Source organism: Xanthomonas sp. CFBP 8151, assembly GCF_011761885.1.
Lineage (GTDB): Bacteria > Pseudomonadota > Gammaproteobacteria > Xanthomonadales > Xanthomonadaceae > Xanthomonas > Xanthomonas arboricola_B.
In genome coordinates, this window is the sequence record NZ_JAASQZ010000001.1 from 979,661 (window position 1) to 997,954 (window position 18,294).

At 64.5% G+C, this 18,294-nt stretch carries 14 protein-coding genes and 1 riboswitch; of the genes, 6 read left to right on the forward strand and 8 right to left on the reverse strand.

The window, feature by feature from the left end; translation table 11 throughout:
• Positions 1-57: 57 nt before the first annotated feature.
• From FHT08_RS04070 to FHT08_RS04080, 3 genes are all read right to left on the reverse strand, one after another.
• Positions 58-2,907: a TonB-dependent receptor gene (locus FHT08_RS04070; RefSeq protein ID WP_166774370.1), complete on the reverse strand. Its 2,850-nt coding sequence runs from the start codon at positions 2,905-2,907 to the stop codon at positions 58-60.
• Between the two features lie 242 nt (positions 2,908-3,149).
• The gene (locus FHT08_RS04075; protein ID WP_208408892.1) at positions 3,150-3,986 is read right to left on the reverse strand and encodes a hypothetical protein; all 837 of its coding nucleotides are present in this window, start codon (positions 3,984-3,986) and stop codon (positions 3,150-3,152) included.
• A gap of 152 nt (positions 3,987-4,138) precedes the next feature.
• Entirely contained in the window at positions 4,139-5,029 is an 891-nt protein-coding gene (locus FHT08_RS04080; protein ID WP_166774372.1) for an Hsp33 family molecular chaperone HslO, read from the reverse strand.
• A 74-nt stretch (positions 5,030-5,103) separates the two neighbouring features.
• On the opposite strand from FHT08_RS04080, the gene mtgA reads away from it, so the two are divergent.
• From mtgA to FHT08_RS04095, 3 genes are read left to right on the forward strand one after another with little or no spacing between them, the layout of a single operon-like run.
• Complete coding sequence (gene mtgA / locus FHT08_RS04085; protein ID WP_166774373.1) at positions 5,104-5,844, forward strand: monofunctional biosynthetic peptidoglycan transglycosylase; 741 nt, start codon at positions 5,104-5,106, stop codon at positions 5,842-5,844.
• Positions 5,845-5,846: 2 nt separating this feature from the next.
• Positions 5,847-6,893, forward strand: coding sequence for a glycosyltransferase family 2 protein (locus tag FHT08_RS04090; protein ID WP_166774772.1), 1,047 nt, complete (start codon positions 5,847-5,849; stop codon positions 6,891-6,893).
• Complete coding sequence (locus tag FHT08_RS04095) at positions 6,853-7,281, forward strand: CBS domain-containing protein (RefSeq protein WP_166774374.1); 429 nt, start codon at positions 6,853-6,855, stop codon at positions 7,279-7,281. Before FHT08_RS04090 ends, FHT08_RS04095 begins: the two co-directional genes overlap by 41 nt.
• A gap of 531 nt (positions 7,282-7,812) precedes the next feature.
• Here the strand turns inward: FHT08_RS04095 and FHT08_RS04100 are convergent.
• The 4 genes from FHT08_RS04100 to FHT08_RS04115 form a co-directional block, all read right to left on the reverse strand.
• The gene (locus tag FHT08_RS04100; protein ID WP_166774375.1) at positions 7,813-9,768 is read right to left on the reverse strand and encodes an AsmA family protein; all 1,956 of its coding nucleotides are present in this window, start codon (positions 9,766-9,768) and stop codon (positions 7,813-7,815) included.
• A 58-nt stretch (positions 9,769-9,826) separates the two neighbouring features.
• A complete protein-coding gene (locus tag FHT08_RS04105; RefSeq protein WP_016902756.1) occupies positions 9,827-10,471 on the reverse strand; it encodes a hemolysin III family protein in 645 nt (214 codons plus the stop codon).
• Between the two features lie 75 nt (positions 10,472-10,546).
• Positions 10,547-12,151, reverse strand: a complete 1,605-nt coding sequence (locus tag FHT08_RS04110) for a peptide chain release factor 3 (protein WP_104590172.1) — start codon at positions 12,149-12,151, stop codon at positions 10,547-10,549.
• 135 nt (positions 12,152-12,286) lie between these two features.
• Positions 12,287-13,207, reverse strand: a complete 921-nt coding sequence (locus tag FHT08_RS04115) for a M23 family metallopeptidase (protein ID WP_166774376.1) — start codon at positions 13,205-13,207, stop codon at positions 12,287-12,289.
• Positions 13,208-13,335: 128 nt separating this feature from the next.
• A riboswitch (SAM riboswitch) is annotated at positions 13,336-13,455 on the forward strand.
• A gap of 71 nt (positions 13,456-13,526) precedes the next feature.
• Between FHT08_RS04115 and FHT08_RS04120 the strand changes: the two genes are divergently transcribed.
• From FHT08_RS04120 to FHT08_RS04130, 3 genes are read left to right on the forward strand one after another with little or no spacing between them, the layout of a single operon-like run.
• Positions 13,527-14,558 (forward strand): homoserine O-succinyltransferase, encoded by a 1,032-nt coding sequence (locus tag FHT08_RS04120; RefSeq protein WP_053054152.1) that lies wholly within the window; start codon positions 13,527-13,529, stop codon positions 14,556-14,558.
• A complete protein-coding gene (locus tag FHT08_RS04125; protein ID WP_104535999.1) occupies positions 14,555-15,772 on the forward strand; it encodes an O-succinylhomoserine (thiol)-lyase in 1,218 nt (405 codons plus the stop codon). The genes FHT08_RS04120 and FHT08_RS04125 overlap by 4 nt, the downstream gene beginning before the upstream one ends.
• Positions 15,769-16,857: a homoserine dehydrogenase gene (locus FHT08_RS04130; protein ID WP_166774377.1), complete on the forward strand. Its 1,089-nt coding sequence runs from the start codon at positions 15,769-15,771 to the stop codon at positions 16,855-16,857. Before FHT08_RS04125 ends, FHT08_RS04130 begins: the two co-directional genes overlap by 4 nt.
• A gap of 32 nt (positions 16,858-16,889) precedes the next feature.
• On the opposite strand, the gene FHT08_RS04135 is transcribed toward FHT08_RS04130, so the two are convergent.
• The gene (locus FHT08_RS04135; RefSeq protein WP_104605754.1) at positions 16,890-17,885 is read right to left on the reverse strand and encodes an alpha/beta hydrolase; all 996 of its coding nucleotides are present in this window, start codon (positions 17,883-17,885) and stop codon (positions 16,890-16,892) included.
• Between the last annotated feature and the right edge of the window lie 409 nt (positions 17,886-18,294).

Below are 18,294 nucleotides of genomic sequence, written 5' to 3' on the forward strand. Positions count from 1 at the left end.
AACCGCGACTCCTTCGAGTCGCGGTTTTTTGGTTACGTATTACATGAGCAGCCGATATCAGAACTTCTGGGTGTAACGCATGTAGTAGAAGCGACCCGGAATTTCGTACTGCGAGTCAAAGCTGTTCGCAAAGGCAGTCGCTGCCTGCGGCGGATCACGGTCAAACGCATTGTTCACGCCAACGGTAACCCGTGCGTTCCACGGCGCCTTCCAGTACGCCGCCAGATCGGTGTAGGTCACGCTGGGAACGTGGTTGCGCGGCGCTGCACCAGCAGCAGTCACACGATCCGGATCCGAGCACAGCAGTGCCACGTTTGCCGGAGTCGCCACATTGGCGCCCGTGCAGTTTTCGACCTGCGAGCTGTAGTAGCGCATGGATGCCGAGCCACCGACGTCGCCCAATTCCCAATTCAGCATCAGGTTGGAGCGGATGCGCCAGTTGTTGTCACGGGCCGAGCCGCCACGGTACAAGCCAACGCGGGTTTCCGGGTCCTGCAGCGGCTTCTCGACCACGAACTTGCTCATGTAGGTCGAGTCCCACACCAGGCTGAAGCTGCCCCACGCGGTGTCCGGCAGGCGATAGCCCACGGTCAGGTCGTAACCTTCAGCCTCGATTCTTGCGATGTTGTTCGGCACTGCCAGCAGATTCGACACTTCGCCAGTAGGTTCGCGCTGAATCAGCGAGCAAGCATTGGCGATGCCTGCCAGATAGCAGCTGTCCAGGGTTTCCTGCACGGTCTGCGTGTCGATCGCATCTTCGATCTCGATGTTCCACCAGTCCAGCGAGATATCCAGACCAGTGACCCAGCTCGGGCTGAGCACAAAGCCCAAGGTCTTGGACGTCGACGTTTCCGGCTGCAGGTTGGGGTTGCCGCCAGTAGCGGTACGCACCTGCGGGTTGGCCTGAGCGTAGGCCGGCACCGCGCCGCACGAACCCGGACGCGTTCCGTTGACAGAGCCATCGCTGAAGGAGCCAGCGCACGGATCACGCACGTCTTCGAAGGTATCGCTTACGCCCTGGAACAGCTCGTTGATCGACGGTGCGCGAAAACCCTGCGACCAGTTACCACGGATCATCAAGTCGGTGATCGGCTTCCAGCGGAAACCAAACTTGCTGTTGGTGGTGTCGCCGAAGTTGCTGTAGTCCGAATACCGCGTGGCCAGACTGAAGTCCAGCAACTGTGCGCCCGGCAGGTCAGCCAGCAGAGGCACGGCAAGTTCGAGGTAGGCTTCGTCCAGCTTGTAGCCGCCATTGGTGGCGGTACGTGCGTTGCCAGTGGTGTCACCGGAGTTGATCAGCGCGTCCGGATCGTCAAAGCCCGACTCTTCGCGGTGTTCAGCACCAAAGGAGAATGCAAATGCACCTCCCTGCAGGTCGAACAGCTCGCCGCCGATGTTGCCGAAATAGGTCTTCTGCTCGTACCCATAGAGGTCATGTGCATTGAAGCCAGCGTAACCGAGCATTTCCGGGGTCAACGAGCCCGGGCCGCTCAGCATATCCATCGGCACGCAGCCGTCGATCGTGCTGGCTGCGGTACCGCAGCGTGCCACGCCGCCAGCATCGACGAACGACGGGCCAAGTGCGTTGCGCAGTGCGGAAATATTGAACAGGCCGGTGGTGCGATCTGTCTGGTCATTCTTGCCGTAGAACATACCGGCTTCCCAGTTGAAGAAGCGCTGGCCGACTTCGAAATCACCCTCGAATGCACCGCTGAACCCGAACGTCTTGACGTTCTGGGTGAAGATGCGACCGCCGGTCTCTTCGGCACGGTACTGGATGTAGTCGATATCGCGGCCGGTATTGTTGTAGATGTTATTTGCCGAAATAACGATATCTGCGCCGTTGGTGCCGGGCGCGGAGCGACCAAGAACGACCGGCATCGGTGCCAGGATCTGGCTCGACTCGCGCTCGTTGTAGGTCACCGTGGTCTTGAAGCGCACATTGTCCGTGATCGACAGGCCAGCATCGGCGAATACCGACTTGCGCTCCTGCGGGGTCACCAGATAGTTGGCCGGCGCAAAGTTGTAGCTGTCGGCTGCAGTGTAGTTGCGCGAGGTCGTACCGCCGTCGTTGGTGATGGAGAACCCAGGCGTTCCATTGAAGCGCGTTGCGCCAAAGGTGGGTGTGCCGGTGGCGCTGGTGCCGGTCGGTCCGAAGATGCCGAAGCGACCGCCAGGAATCGTTGTGCTGTTGCCGGTACCGGCGACGGCGCCGAACACCGGGACCGACGAGATTTCGCGATCGCCTGCCCAGACTGGCTCTTCCTTGACATAGCCGACGCCCAACGTGGCGTGCCAACGATCGCCAGTGGAGCCGATCGTGAAGTCGTAGGACTCACGGCTGCCGTCGCCCTTGTCGTACTGGCCGAAATACGCATTCGCTTCGGCGCCATCGAAGTTCTGACGCAAAATGATGTTGACCACGCCGGAGATGGCGTCGGAGCCGTAGATCGTGGAGGCGCCATCCTTCAGGACTTCGATGCGCTCGACGGCAGCAGTCGGAATCGTGTTGAGGTCGACTGCGCCGCCCAGGCCGGTGCCGCCGACCCAACGACGACCATTGACCAGCACCAGAGTGCGGTTGGAGCCGAGGTTGCGCAGGTTGACGCGGGTTTCGCCGTTGCCGCCGTTGTTGACATTGCTATTGAGCGCCGAACCGCCGGAGCTGATGTTCTGGATCACGTCGCCAATCGAGGTCAGGCCCTGCGATTCGATCTGCTGACGGCTCATGCTGAAAACCGGCTGCGACGTTTCAACGTCCGCGCGCTTGATGCGCGAACCGGTCACTTCGATCTTGTCGAGGTTGGTGGTGCCGGCTTCCTGAGCGATGGCGGTACCGGTACCGCCGACGCCCACGACAAGCGCGAGGACAACTGCATCGCGCAGCTTGTTGGACTTGCAATTCATTAGCTCTCTCTCCAAGTGATCTTGGGTACTGCCAAGGGTTGTTTGCCTGTCGGGGGGTCCGAAAGAAGCGGATCCAAAACGTCAGGGTGAACCGATGGTATATGCGTTATGCGAGAAATTAAAGTCCCGTTAACGAAAAAGAAGAAAGACGTGAAAGGCAGCCTTTGGCGCGGGCCCAGAACGAAAAACGCCACCAGTTGCAAACCGGTGGCGTCCTATCAAATTATTGTTGAATCAACGACTTAGAGATCTTGCTCGTACCGGACGTAGGGAATCGTACCGTCGCTGTTGCTCTCGTTGCTTGGCGCAAACGGGTTCTTGCCGCGGGAGATGACGTTCTCTGCGCCGACTGTCAGCTGGCCACTCCAGGGGGTGCGCCAGGTCAGGCCCAGGCCCAGGCCTTCCCACTTTTCCGGCTGGCCGGGGACGTCGACGACGCGGCCGATGACGTTGGCGCTGAAGGCGCCATAGCCGCCGCCGACGCTCAAGGTCTTGCTGTCCCACTGGTCGGCGATCGCTGGCGAAACGTCGGCAAGCGGTACCAGGCGGGCGCGCGCATAGGTGCCACCGATCGAGACGAAGCCTTCGCGGCCGATATTCTTCTGCCCGAACACGGTCAGGTCGTTCTGTTCGACGCGGGTCAGCGGCGCCTTGCCGGCGCCGATTAACCAGGCCGGCAGGGCGTCGCGGCCGGTGCCAGCGGTGACGCCGGCGCGGGCGCCAGCGCGGTTGAAGCCCAGGGTCGCCGAGACACGGCGCGATGCAGTGGCGCTGTCCTCTTCGTCATCGCCGATGCCTGCGAGCAGACAGTGGCTGGCGAGCCCGTTGATGTTGGTCCCGCGGCTGCTGTTGCAGATCAGCCCCAGCGAATCGCCAGAGGTCAGGCCGAAGGCTGCATCCAGCGAGTTGCGGCCGAAGTGCCAGCGTGCGCCAGCCTTCTGCTCGCCGGTGGGTTCCAGGTAGAGAAAGGCTTCCACCTTGCCGCTGCCCTTGTTCCAAACCGGCAGGATGGTGCTCTCACGCGACTGCTGGGATGCCGACTGCGCGTGCACGCCCGTGGCTGCCGCGAGAGCAACCAGCAAAGCAAGCGGGAGGCGAAGAAGGTGGCGCATACCAGAGTTCAGACCCAGGGGCAGTTGTTAAGTTCCCGAGAGCGGGCAACGAGAATGCTAGGGCGTTTATGATTATTTAACAAGTAGCCGCGTTCCCCGGAATGCGGCGTGGACGCTATCTATTGCAACCTTTCCGGCGCGTCCAGCGACAGCGGCGCCTCGTTGAAAAGTACGTCCAGCGCGGTCAACGGAAAGTGATACTCACGCCCGCAGAACTCGCAGCGAACCTCGACCTCGCCGGTCGCTTCGGCAGCGGCGCGCGCCTCGTCTTCGCCCAGGGAGTGCAGCATCGAGGCGACCCGCTCGCGCGAGCAGGAACAACCGAAGCTGAGCGGCTTGCTGCCCAGCAATTGGGTGTCTTCCTCGTGGAACAACCGGTGCAGCAGGTCCTCGCTGGCGACCGAGAGCAATTCCGGGGCGCCCAGGGTGTCGAACAGCGCTCCGATGCGGGTCCAGCCATCGTTGTCGCCTTCGTCGCCGGGCAGCTTTTGCAACAGCAGGCCGGCGGCCTGGTCCGGACCCGCGGCCAGCAGCAGCCGGGTTGGCAACTGCTCGGACTGCTGGAAATAGGTTTCGAAGGCTTCGGCCAGATCCGGCGCCTGCATGCCGACCAGGCTCTGGTAGCGCTGCGGTTCGCGTGGGTCCAGGCCGGGGTTTTCGATGGTGATCGCCAGCAGCGCGGCCTCGCCCAGTTCGCGCAGGTCGGTGGGGGCATCGGCGCCGTCGGCCAGCTGCACGATGCCGCGCAAGGTGCCGGCCGCGGTGCATTCGGCAAACAGGGTGCGTAGCGTCTGATTGCCGCGCAGTTGTACCGACAAACGCCCATCGACCTTGGTGTGTCCGGTGAACAAGGCGGCGGCCACGGCAGCCTCGCCAAGCAACTGGCGGGCGGCGGGCGGGTAGTCGGCGGTGCCCTGGATGTCGTGCCAGGCCTGGGTCAGGCGGACATGGACGCCGCGCACGCCGGCAGCAGGCAGCAGGAAACGGGAAAGCTGATCGTGATCGGTCATGGGTACATCGAACGTAAGGGACGCCGGTTGCCGGATAATGCAACGAGCATCGGGATGAAAGGTCGTAGCGAACAATGGGGACGGATGCATTGGATGGCAAGCAGGTGGCGCCACCGCGGCGCGCGCAGCGCTGGCTACGTTGGCTGTTGGCAGCACCGCTGCTGTTTGCCGCCGCGAGCGTGCTGCAGGTGCTGGTGCTGCGGGTGATCGATCCGCCGATCAGCAGCATGATGGTCGGGCGTTATCTGGAAGCCTGGGGCGAGCGCGATTGGGATTTTTCGCTGCACCAGCAATGGCGCAACTACGACAGGATTGCCGCCAGCCTGCCGATTTCGGTGGTGGCTGCGGAGGATCAGCAGTTTCCGGTGCATCACGGCTTCGACCTGCAGGCGATTGAAAAGGCGCGCGATCACAATGCGCGCGGTGGGCGCGTGCGCGGGGCCAGCACGATCAGTCAGCAGGTCGCCAAGAACGTGTTCCTGTGGCAAGGCCGCAGTTGGGTACGCAAGGGCCTGGAGGCCTGGTACACGGTGCTGATCGAGCTGTTGTGGCCGAAGCAGCGCATTCTGGAGATGTATCTCAACGTGGCCGAGTTCGGCGACGGGGTGTACGGCGCGCAGGCGGCTGCCCGGCAGTTCTGGGGCAAGGACGCGGCCGGGTTGTCGCCGACCGAGGCGGCGCGTCTGGCGGCGGTGCTGCCCTCGCCACGCCGTTATGACGCCCGTCGCCCCGGCGCCTTTGTGCAACGGCGGACGGCATGGATCCAGCGGCAGGCGCGCCAGCTAGGCGGCCCTGCGTATCTGCAGGCGCCGTGAGCATGCGTACGTCCGGCCCCGCGCAGCTGCCGGTGGTCGCAGACCGCCTGACGGTGGTGATTGCAGCCTATAACGAGGAGACCAGCATTCCGCTGCTGCATCCGCGCCTGTGCGCAGTGCTGGCGGGCTTGAGTGGAGTGCAGACGCATGTGCTGTATGTCGACGATGGCAGCAGCGATGGCACCTGGAGCGTGTTGCAGGCACTTGCCGATGCCGATGCGCAGGTGAGTGCGGTGCGGCTGTCGCGTAACTTCGGCAAGGAAGTGGCCATTTCTGCCGGCCTGGACCATGTGCTGTCCGGTGCGGTGGTGCTGCTCGATGCCGATGGACAGGACCCGCCGGAGTTGATCCCCGAGTTCGTCGCGCTGTGGCGTGCCGGTTACGACAACGTCTTCGGCACGCGGATCTTTCGCGAGGGCGAGAGCTGGTTGAAGCGCAGTGCGGCGCATGCGTTCTATCGGGTCATCCGGCAGTTGTCGCGTACGCCGATTCCGGCCGATACCGGGGATTTCAGGCTGTTGTCGCCGCGGGTGGTGGAAGCCTTGCAGCAGCTGCGCGAGCGCCACCGTTTCATGAAGGGGCTGTTCGGTTGGGTCGGGTTTCGCCAGGTGGCATTGCCGTACCGGCGTGCGCCGCGGCTGTCGGGGCGCAGCAAGTTCACGGTGTGGCGGCTGTGGAACTTCGCGCTGGATGGCATCACCAGTTTTTCCACCGTGCCGCTGCGCGTGGCGACCTATCTGGGCTTGCTCACCGCGCTGGTGGCATTCCTGTTCGGTGGCTGGGTGGTGATCAAGGCGGCGCTGATGGGCGACCCGGTGGCCGGCTGGCCGACCATGATGTCGGTGATCCTGTTCCTGGGCGGTATCCAGCTGATCGCTCTGGGACTGATCGGCGAATACCTGGGCCGCTTGTATGACGAGGCCAAGCAGCGTCCGCTGTATCTGGTCGATACCCACCGCGGCGCGGTGGGAGTAGTCTGCGACCACCAGACCAAGCGCGGAGCGGGCCATGCAGACCGTACGACAGCTATTGGGGACCAAACAGGTTGAGGTGTTCGCGGTAGCGGCAGACGCTGCAGTGATCGAGGCGATCCGGCTGATGGCCGAGAAAGGCATCGGCGCGGTGTTGGTGATGGACGGGCCACGCCTTGTCGGCATCGTGTCCGAGCGCGATTACGCGCGCAAGGTGGTGCTGCGCGATCGCGCCTCATCGACCAGCAGCGTTGCCGACATCATGAGTACCCAGGTGGTGACAGTGTCGCCATCGGACACGGTGGAGCGCTGCATGCAGTTGATGACCGATGGACGCTTCCGGCATCTGCCGGTGGTCGACAACGGCCGCGTGCAGGGCGTGATGTCCATCGGCGATCTGGTCAAGGCGGTAATCGAGAACCAGCAGCGCGATATCGATCAGCTGCAGCGGTACATCGCCAGCTAGAGCAGCGCTGGCAAATTTCCGTGCATCTTGTTTTGAACCGCGCTCCTGGTCGGAATAACTTGAGGAGTCTGGCGGGCAGATAGATCATTTTTGAAGCGTTTGATCTGCGGCCTGGTCGCAAGCGTCAGTTGAGATGGTCGGTGTGCATAGCTCTCAATAAAACAATCAGCAAACTCTCTGGTGCGGTGTTCTCGACACTGTGAGTTTGCTGCACGGCCCTTGCCCGCCCACCATCGCGGGACATGCCGCAAGTACATCCTTGTAGGCGCTTACGCGGCATCCATGCCGCGTAAGGTCCCACGACGGTGGGCGGCCAATGACCAGTCGAAAGGGTCGGTTTGCATGGTGCAAGCAGTGCATGCCGTGCGGTCTTCGGAGGACTGCAGTCTGATCAGCAGCTTTCGATCCGGGCCATCACTGCAGGTTTCGGGATCACTGCACCCGTCAGAGAAAGTGCATGCGGTTACCGCCTTGCCATTATTGCTACAGCGTTCGACAGGTTTGCCGGCCGCCCAAAGTGATGTCGTGCACTTACTTCGCGAACTTGCCGCCGCAGTTGCTGTCCTTGCCGGGACCCGGTTCGAAGGTTGCGAGCAAGGCGGCAGGTGGGGCGATCATGCCCAGGCCAACCGCAAGCGCGCCGCGCAGGCCCAATGCCTTGAAGTCGGGACGGAAGGTCGGGTCCTTGAAGCTGCCAGCGATTCGCAATGGCGAGCGCAGGCTCAGGATGCTGCGGTCTTTCGGGCGTGGGCGCAGCAGCAGATCCAGCGTTTCGTCTTTCAAGCTGATGCTGCCTTCGCCAATGATGATGGTGTCGGTGCTGTCGAACGCCAACGCACGCGATTGCATCAGCCCGTCCTGCACACCGAAGTCGCCGAAGATGCAGCGCACCGGAATCTGACGGTCCTTGGTGAACAAATATTTCAGCGACTCGGCGATGTCCAGCCCGGCCAGCTCCATGATCAGATTGCCGACATGACCGCGGCCCATGCCGACGCCGATCGTGCCGTCGGCGGTACCGAGCATCGCGCCGATCGAGTTGCCGCGGCCACGTAGGTCGAATTCACCACCGATGGCACCCGAGGCCTGCTTGGCAAGCGCGGTATCGGGGAAGAGCTGATCCAGCCGAATGCCGCGAAGGCCGGCCTTGAGTTGCGTGGTGATCACCTCGTTGCGGGCATCCATGCGGATGGTGGAGCGGATATCGCCACCGGCAACGCCGAAGTTCAGCGGGTCCAGCTGCAGCAGGCCGTCCTTCAATGTCAGCGAGGCATCCATGTCGTCCAGTGGCCACGATGGCGCATTGATGCGCTGCGCGCGCCAGCGTACCTGCGCATCCATCGCGCGTAGCTTCGACAAGTCGTAAGGGGTGCTGGGCAGCACGCGCGCGCTGGCCGCGAGCTGTGCCGCCTGTTTTTTCTGTTCGGCATTTGCCGACTCGTTCGCGCCGGTCTTCGGTGGGGCGCCGACGAACCCTGCCAGGTCGTCGAAGTCCAGGCGTTTGGACGCGAGATCGGCACGCAGGAACGGACGCTTGTTGCGCAGGTCCACTTCTGCAGTGCCCGACAAATCGCTGTCGCCGGCGGTGCCGGTGAACTTTTCGTAGCGCCAGAGCTGGCCGTTGCGGCGCAGATGGCCGTCTAGCTTGTACGGCGGCGTCGACGGCATGGCCACGCCGGTCAGCGGATACAGATCCTGCATGTCCTGGCCGCTGAGCGCCATTTGCAGATCGAAGACCTGGAACTGGAACGGGTTGGTCAAGGTGCCGCGCACGTGCGTGCGGGTGGCGCCGGCGCTGCCGCGCAGATCGATACGGAACGGGTGCTCGCTCTGGCTCAGCTCCAGCGGCGAGGCAGTATTGCCCTTGAGTGTAAAGGGATAGCCCTTCCAGCGGCCCTTGCCGTCGATGCCGATCGGCGCAGCACGTTGATCGCTGCTCGGTGGTGCGAGGCTGTTGATCGCCACATCCACATCCGAGCGATTGGCTGCATCGATGTACTGCAGGCGCCCGTTGTTCACCAGCAGGCGGCCAAGGCGCGGCATCGTGCCATCGCCACCGTCCTGATCGAATACCCAGTTGCCGGGGTGGGTGTCGTCGCCGGCTTCCAGCAAGACGATTGGGTGATCCAGACGAATTTCCGGCAGACGCACCTTGCCGCGCAACAGCGGCCACAACTCGACATCGATTTCGGCCGAATTGAGCTCAGCCATCGGCCCGCGCTTGGACCATGCTGCGTTCGCCAGGCTCAGCCGATTGCCGCGCACGGTGATCGTGCGGCCTAGCTTCACGTCCAGATAGCCGAGATGGAATTCGCGGCCGGTCTTGGCGCTGACCACGCGCTCGACCGGGCCGCGTAGCCAGTTCCACTGGAATAGCAGCACGAAGATCACCACGACAGCGGCGACGATGGCAAGCCCGACCAGCCAGCGTCGGCGACGTGGCGTGGGGGAAGGTGGTGCAGCTGGGGTGTCGGTCACGATGTTCACGCCGGCCATGGTTGGCGATGGCTCGTGCACGGCGCGCGAACGCGCTGCAGATCGCGCTTCACATCACCTGCGCAATCACCGCAACGAAGTGGCAAGCGCTGCCGGCCAGCACGAACAAATGCCAGATCGCGTGGAAATAGCGCTGGGTGTCGCGCTGGTAGAAGTACGTGCCCAGCGTATAGAAGAGTCCGCCGGCCAACAGCCAGCACAGAGACCAGGTATCGACCGAACGCAGCAACGGCTGGATCGCTACGACGATCAGCCAGCCCATCGCCAGATACAGCACTGTCGATAGCAGCCGGAAACGACCGGTGAAGAACAACTTGAAGACCACGCCGGCAGCGGCGATCGTCCAGATGGCGGCAAACAGGCCCCAGCCCCAGGAGTCGCGCAGATTGATCAGCGTAAACGGGGTATAGGTACCGGCGATCAACAGATAGATCGCGCAGTGATCGAGTACCTGCAGGCGCGCCTTGGCGCCGGGATGCGGGATGGCATGAAACAGCGTGGAGGCGACGTACAGCAAGACCAGGGTGGCGCTGAAGACGATGGAGGTGGCCAGTTGCCAGCCGTCGCCATAGATGGCGGCCAGCGTGATCAGCACCGAGCCACCGGCCAATGCAGCAATGGCACCCAGGCCGTGGGTGACGGCGCTGGCTATCTCGTCGCGCAGGTCGGTCGAGGGAGAGGCGTCTGCGTTCATGCCAAAAAGGTACCGCAATTGCGAGCAATTCGCATTGCCGGCGGGTGCGGTTGCATGCATCGGTTCAAGCCGCGGTCAATCGATCGCCTTGGCATGCGCGTGTTCGCGCGTTGCCGAGAAGCGCACGTCCGGCGCGCGTTCCTGCGCCAGCTGCAGATTCACGCGTGTCGGAGCGAGATAGACCAGCTGGCCGGCCGCGTCGATGCCCAGATTGCCGGCGTTCTTCTCGCGGAACTCCTCCAGCTTCTTGGCGTTGTCGCAATGCACCCAGCGTGCGGTGGTGACGCTGACCGGCTCGAAGATCGCGTCCACGCCGTATTCGTCCTTGAGCCGGTAAGCCACCACGTCGAACTGCAGCACGCCCACCGCACCCAAAATGAGATCGTTGCTCATCAACGGGCGGAAGAACTGCGTGGCGCCTTCTTCGGAGAGCTGTGCCAGGCCCTTTTGCAGCTGCTTGAGCTTGAGCGGGTCGCGCAGGCGCGCACGACGGAACAACTCCGGCGCGAAATTGGGAATGCCGGTGAACGACAGCGATTCGCCTTCGGTGAAGGTGTCGCCGATGGAGATGGTGCCGTGGTTGTGGATACCGATCACGTCGCCCGGCCAGGCTTCGGCGGCGATCTCGCGGTCGGAGGCCATGAAGGTCAGCGCGTTGGCCAGCTTGACGTCCTTGCCGCTGCGCACGTGCAGTGCCTTCATGCCGGCAGTGAACTTGCCCGAGCACACGCGCATGAAGGCCACGCGGTCACGATGCTGCGGGTCCATGTTGGCCTGGATCTTGAAGACGAAGCCGCTGAGCTTGGCTTCGGTCGCCTCGACCCGGCGGCCGGTGGTGTCGCGTGCCTGCGGCGGCGGTGCGTGCTCGATGAAGAAATCCAGCAGCGGTTGCACGCCGAAGTTGTTGACGCCAGAGCCAAAGAACACCGGGGTCTGCTGGCCGGCGCGGTAGGCCTGCAGGTCGAACGGATTGCTGGCGCCTTGCACTAGTTCCAGCTCGTCGCGCAGCTCGGCCAGCATCTGCGCGCCGATCTTTTCGGCCAGTCCAGGCGCATCCAGCGACGGGAAGATAGTCGAATCCTGACGGGTGAAGTTACGCCCCTGTTCGTAGAGATGCACCTCGCCGGTGATCAGGTGCACCACGCCCTTCAGGCGCTGGCCCATGCCGATCGGCCAGGTCACCGGCGCGCACTGGATACCCAGCACGGTTTCGACTTCATCCAGCAGATCGATCGGGTTCTTGCCCTCGCGATCGAGCTTGTTGATGAAGGTCATGATGGGGGTGTCGCGCAGGCGGCAGACTTCCATCAGCTTGATGGTGCGTTCTTCCACGCCCTTGGCGACGTCGATGACCATCAGCGCCGAGTCCACCGCGGTCAGCACCCGATAGGTGTCCTCGCCGAAGTCGGCGTGGCCGGGGGTGTCGAGCAGATTGACGATCTTGCCCTCGTACGGGAACTGCATCACCGAGGAGGTGACCGAGATGCCGCGTTCCTTTTCCAGCGCCATCCAGTCCGAGGTGGCGTGACGGGCGGCCTTGCGGCCCTTCACCGAGCCGGCCATCTGGATCGCACCGCCGAACAGCAGCAGCTTTTCGGTCAGCGTGGTCTTGCCCGCATCGGGGTGGGAAATGATGGCGAAGGTGCGGCGGCGCGCGGCTTCGTTGGAGACGTCGGACATGGGTTGAGCGCGCCCGGTCGGGCGCCCGCGGAAACTGAGGAAGCCGGTGATTATAGCGGCTTCGCCGCGGCGGGCCCTTGTGGCGCTGGCCGGGTGGCCCGATGTCGGCAGCTGGGCGCTTCCGGGCGCCGTCACTTACGGTGCCGGCGAGGGGAGCTGCAACTCGCCCTGCGGGCCCAGCATCCGGAACGGCAATGAGATCAGGCGCATGTCCGCATTGCGCTGGAGCGAAAAATGCAGGTGTGGGGCGGTGCTGAAGCCGGTGCTGCCCGAAGCACCCAGGCGCTCGCCGGTGCGCATCACCTGGCCGGGGCGTACCGCCACGCCATCGGGCGCCAGGTGGGCATAAATGGCCATGCTCCCGTCGGCGTGCAGCACCCGCACCAGGTTGCCGCCGCCGGCTGCCTGGTCGTGCGGGCTGCCTTCGATGACGTCGCGCCGTACCTCCATCACCACGCCCTCGCGCGCCGCCAGCACCGGGGTGCCTTGCGGCAGCGCGAAGTCCACCGCGTACCAGTTGGGCGCATCGGTATGGCTGAAGGCCCCGCCAAAACCCTGGTCCACTTGTATCGGCGCATCGCGAAACGGGAGCTGGTAGCGCACTTGCTGCTGCGGGCGGGCCTGCGGATCGCCGGGCACCACGTCGAGCTTGAGTCCAAGCCCGCCCAGGCTGCGCTGGTTGCTGGCCGGATACAGCCGGGCGAGCAGGCGGCGCTGGTGCGCAGCCAGTTGCACCGTCAGCGGCAACTGCGGCACGGCGCGGTAATCCTCGCTGGGCGGTGCGCTCAGCTGCACCTGTGCGGGTCCGGCTAGCGGGTTGTTCACCCATGCCAGATAGGCCGGGGCCTGCCACTCCAGCTGCAGCGCCGGGCCGGTGCCGGGCGATGCGGGCGCCGTCTGCGCAACTGCGCCTGCTGGCGAGCGCGCAGGCGTGTTTGCGGCACCGGGCCAATGCCAGCGTTGCTGCGCGTTGGCGGGCGTGGTGCACGCCAGGAACGCAATGAAAAAATGCCAGGCGAGGGCGGGCAGGGCGCCGCGAGACACGTGGTGGGGCACGCGATCGACTCGAACGGGGGGACATCAAGTATGCGGTCCATCGCAGGCAGGGGTGGTATCGGATGAAAATATATCTTTCCATCCGCATGAAGAGATTGACATCGCAGAAAAGCGGTGGCATCTTAGCCTCACCATCGAGACCGGCGGAGGGACAGGCCCTTTGATGCCGGGGCAGCCAGCGGAGCGCGCAAGCGCCCGCGTTTGGTGCCAAATCCTGCGGGGACGTCGTGTCCGCCGAAAGATGGTTCGAATCGTGCCTTGCGCACGTCGAACGCGAGCTCCCGCGAAGCTCGATGGCCGATCCACCCCGGATATCGCCATGAGCCTCGTGAATACAGCATCGCCATCACCGACCGAATACGCCGATACGCCCGCCGCCACCGACGACGGCTTGATTGCCGTGCGCGGTGAGCTTGTCATTGCCTTGCCGATGCGCCATGCCGGCATGCGCGAGCTGCGGCTGCGCTATGAACTGATCGGCGCCGCCAATGCGCCGGTGGTCTTCGTGGCCGGCGGGATTTCCGCACATCGCCATCTGGCCGCCAGCGACCTGTTCCCCGAGAAGGGCTGGGTGGATGGTCTGGTCGGTGCCGGCCGCGCGCTGGATCCGGCATCGCGTCGTCTGTTGGCATTCGATTTCCTTGGCGCCGACGGCACGCTGGATGCGCCGATCGATACCGCCGACCAGGCCGATGCGATTGCCGCATTGCTGGATGCGCTGGGGATCGCGCGTCTGCACGGCTTTGTCGGCTACTCATACGGTGCGCTGGTCGGCTTGCAGTTCGCGACCCGCCATGCCACCCGCGTCGGCACCTTGATTGCGGTCAGCGGTGCGCATCGCGCGCATCCGTATGCCGCCGCCTGGCGTGCACTGCAGCGCCGCGCGGTGGCGCTGGGTCAGCTGCAATGCGCCGAAAACCATGGGCTGGCGCTGGCACGACAGTTCGCCATGCTCAGCTACCGCACCCCGGAAGAATTCAGCGAGCGCTTCGACGCGCCGCCGGAAGTGATCAATGGCCGCGTGCGCGTGGCCGCCGAAGACTATCTGGATGCCGCGGGCGCGCAGTATGTCGCGCGCACCCCGGTGACCGCCTACTTACGGCTGTCCGAATCCATCGACCTGCACCGCATCGACCCGGCGCAGGTACGCGTGCCCACCGTCGTCGTTGCGGTGGAGGGCGACCGCCTGGTGCCGCTGGCCGACCTGGTCAGCCTGGTCGAAGGCCTGGGGCCGCGCGGCAGTCTGCGCGTGCTGCGCTCGCCATATGGCCACGACGCCTTCCTGAAAGAAATCGATCGCATCGACGCGATCCTCGCCACTGCCCTTCGCATCACCGGAGAAACCGCATGAGCTTTCGTGACCCTGCCGACGCCCCCTGTACTGCCGCCACCGCCGCCGTCCGCGCCGGCATCGATCGCGACACTGCCTATGGCGCGGTGACGCCGCCGATCGTGCTGTCGTCGAACTTCTCCTTCGATGGTTTCGGCAACAAGCGCCAGTACGACTACACCCGCAGCGGCAACCCGACCCGCGATCTGCTTGGTGAAGCGCTGGCCGAGCTGGAAGGCGGCGCCGGCGGGGTGATCACCTCCACCGGCATGGGCGCGATCAACTTGGTGCTCAATGCGCTACTGCAGCCGGGCGACACCCTGGTGGTGCCACACGATGCCTACGGCGGCAGCTGGCGCCTGTTCAACGCGCTGGCCAAGAAAGGCCACTTCGCGTTGATCACCGCCGACCTCACCGACCCGCGTTCGCTGGCCGATGCGTTGGCACAGTCGCCCAAGCTGGTGCTGATCGAAACCCCGTCCAACCCGTTGCTGCGCATCACCGATCTGCGCTTCGTCATCGAGGCGGCGAAGAAGGTCGGCGCGTTGACCGTGGTGGACAACACCTTCCTGTCGCCGGCGCTGCAGAAGCCGCTGGAGTTCGGTGCGGATCTGGTGCTGCATTCCACCACCAAGTACATCAACGGCCACAGCGATGTGGTGGGCGGTGCGGTGGTCGCGCGCGATGCCGAACTGCATCAACAGCTGGTGTGGTGGGCCAACGCACTGGGCCTGACCGGTTCGCCGTTCGATGCCTTCCTCACCTTGCGTGGTCTGCGCACGCTGGATGCGCGCCTGCGCGTGCATCAGGAAAACGCCGATGCGATCGCCGAATTGCTGGACGGGCATGCGGTGGTCAATCAAGTGTATTTCCCGGGCCTGGCCGCGCATCCGGGTCATGCGCTGGCGGCGCGCCAGCAGAAGGGTTTCGGCGCGATGATGAGTTTCGAGCTCGATGGTGGCGAAGCCGCAGTGCGCGCCTTTGTCGATGGTCTGCGTTACTTCACCCTGGCCGAGTCGCTGGGTGGTGTGGAAAGCCTGATCGCGCATCCGGCCTCGATGACGCATGCGGCGATGACTGCCGAAGCACGCGCTGCCGCCGGCATTTCCGATGGCTTGCTGCGGCTGTCGATCGGTATCGAATCGGCAGAGGATCTGTTGATCGATCTGCGCGCCGGTCTGGCGCGTGCGGAGGCGACACTGACCAGCGCAAGCCGCAAACAGGTCGACGCGTGAGCACTGTGCTGCCTGTTTCGCGCCGCGCTTCGGCGGCAGCGGTGGCGCCGACACCGCGGCTGGCCTTGCTGGGCACCGGAACTGTGGGGCGCGCGTTCGTGGCGCGCTACACCGCGCTGCAGGAGCGCCAGCTGCAGTTGCCGCGCTTCGACTGGTTGGCCAATTCGCGCATTGCCCACGATTGCGGCACCAGCGCCGCCCAGGCCCTGCAACAGGCGAATGCTGCGCCGCGCGGCCAGACCGTGCTGCAACCCTGGGCGGAGACCACCGCCTTGCGTGCCGGGGATGTGCTGGTGGATGCGACCGCCAGCGATGTCGTCGCCGATTGGCATGTGGAATGGCTACTGCGCGGCGTGCATGTGGTGACTGCCAACAAGCTGGGCCAGGGCACCGCGTTGTCGCGGGCGCAGGCCTTGCACGCGGCGCGTCACGCCAGCGGTGCGCATTACGGCGATAGCGCCACCGTCGGGGCGGGGCTGCCGGTACTGAGCAGCGTGCGCGCGCTGGTGGCAGGCGGCGACCATATCCATTCGATCGAAGGCGTGTTGTCCGGATCGCTGGCATGGCTGTTTCATCGCTACGACGGCAATGGCGCGTTTTCAGATTGCGTGCGTGAGGCGATGGCGGCCGGCTATACCGAGCCGGATCCGCGCATCGATCTGTCGGGCGAGGACGTGCGGCGCAAGTTGCTGATCCTGGCGCGCGCGGCGGGCTGGCAGCTGGAAGCCGAACAGGTGCATGTGGAATCGCTGGTGCCCGCGAGCATTGCGCGGGTGCCGCTCGATACCCTGGATGCGCAGCTGGGCGCGCTGGATGCGGTGGTCGGCGCGCGCTGGCAGCAGGCACGTGCCGCAGGGCGTTGCCTGCGCTTTGTCGGCCGCGTGGATGCGCATGGTGCCAGCGTCGGCTTGCGCGAGTTGGCGCTGGATCACCCGCTGGCCGGCGGCGCCGGCGCCGATAACCGTGTCGCCATCAGCAGCGATCGCTATCGCCAGCAGCCATTGCTGATACAGGGACCGGGCGCGGGTGCCGAGGTGACGGCGGCGGCGTTGCTGGATGACGTGTTGCGGATTGTGGCTGGGTAGCGGGTTGGGGAAGTGGAGAGGACCGGCTCTGCTTACTGCGCAAGCGCCTTCAACAACGCGGCATTGAAACGTGTCGGGTCCTGCACCTGCGGCGAATGTCCGAGGTCGGCGAATTCGACGAGCTTGGCGTTCGGAATCGCCTCGGCCGCACGCTTGCCTAGCGTGGTGTAATCGCCGACACGTGCCTTGACCTCGGGCGGTGCGGTGTCCTTGCCGATCGCGGTGCGGTCCTTGAGGCCGATGAACAATGTGGTCGGCACGGCAAGTTTGGGCAGTTCGTAGACCACTGGCTGGTTGAACACCATGTCGTAGGTCAGCGCCTGGTTCCAGGCAACTGCCTGCCTACCTCTGCCCAGCGACATGCCGGCCTGCATGCGCGCCCAGCGTTCGAACTCGGGCTTCCATTGGCCGGCGTAGTAGACCTCCATCTGATACTTCTTGATGCGCTCGAAACTGATCTTCAGTTCATTGTCGTACCAGGCGTCGACGCTGCGCCAAGGGATGCCTTCGGCCTTCCAGTCTTCCAGGCCGATTGGGTCCACCAAGGCCAGGTGATCGGTGGACTGCGGATACATCAGCGCGTAACGGATGGCGAGCATGCCCCCCATCGAATGGCCGACCACCACCGCACGTTCGATGCCCAATTTTTTCAGCAGTGCCTGCGTGTTGTTGGCCAGCTGCGCGAAGGAAAACTGATAGGCGGCCGGCTTGCTGGACTTGCAGAAGCCCACCTGGTCAGGCGCGATGACGCGATAGCCGGCGGTGCTCAAGGCCGCGATGGTCTGCTCCCAGGTAGCAGCGCAGAAGTTCTTGCCATGCAACAGCACGGCAGTGCGCCCGTTGGGTTTGCCGGTGGGCGCGACATCCAGGTAGGCCATTTCCAGCGTCTGCCGTTGCGAGGTGAACGCAAAGGTCTTGACCGGATACGGGTAGTCGAAGCCTTCCAGGCGCGGGCCGTAGCTGGTTTCCTGCGCCAACAGGGGGCCGCAGGCCAGGGCCAGGGCGAGAGTGCAGGCAAGCTGTCGCATCGCGATCTCCGTCGGAACCAGCGTCAAACGGTACATGGCGGCATGTGGTGGGGACGTACAGCGCTGTCATGCGACTGCATCGGCGGGCGCGGCCGTTGGACGTATCGCCCTGTTTGGCGATCTGCAGACAGTGACTGCAATCACACCATGGCAGGGCATCTTGCATGGCTGCGCCGCGCGCCGGCTTCCGGCGAGCGATAACGATCGCAATGGCCCCATCCGCACTTCGGAGCCCGTGCCCCGCAGGCGGCAGAAGGGTGTCTGCGGGGGCACTTGTTGCAGGGCAAGACGTTCGCGGCCTGCTCGATCTGCGCCGCTTTCTGCTCTTGCCAGAGGGGAGGGGCGGGGCGTCTTCTTCCGCGTGCGCGACGGGTGCGCAGCGCGCTGCCGCGCTCGGTGGCGATACAGG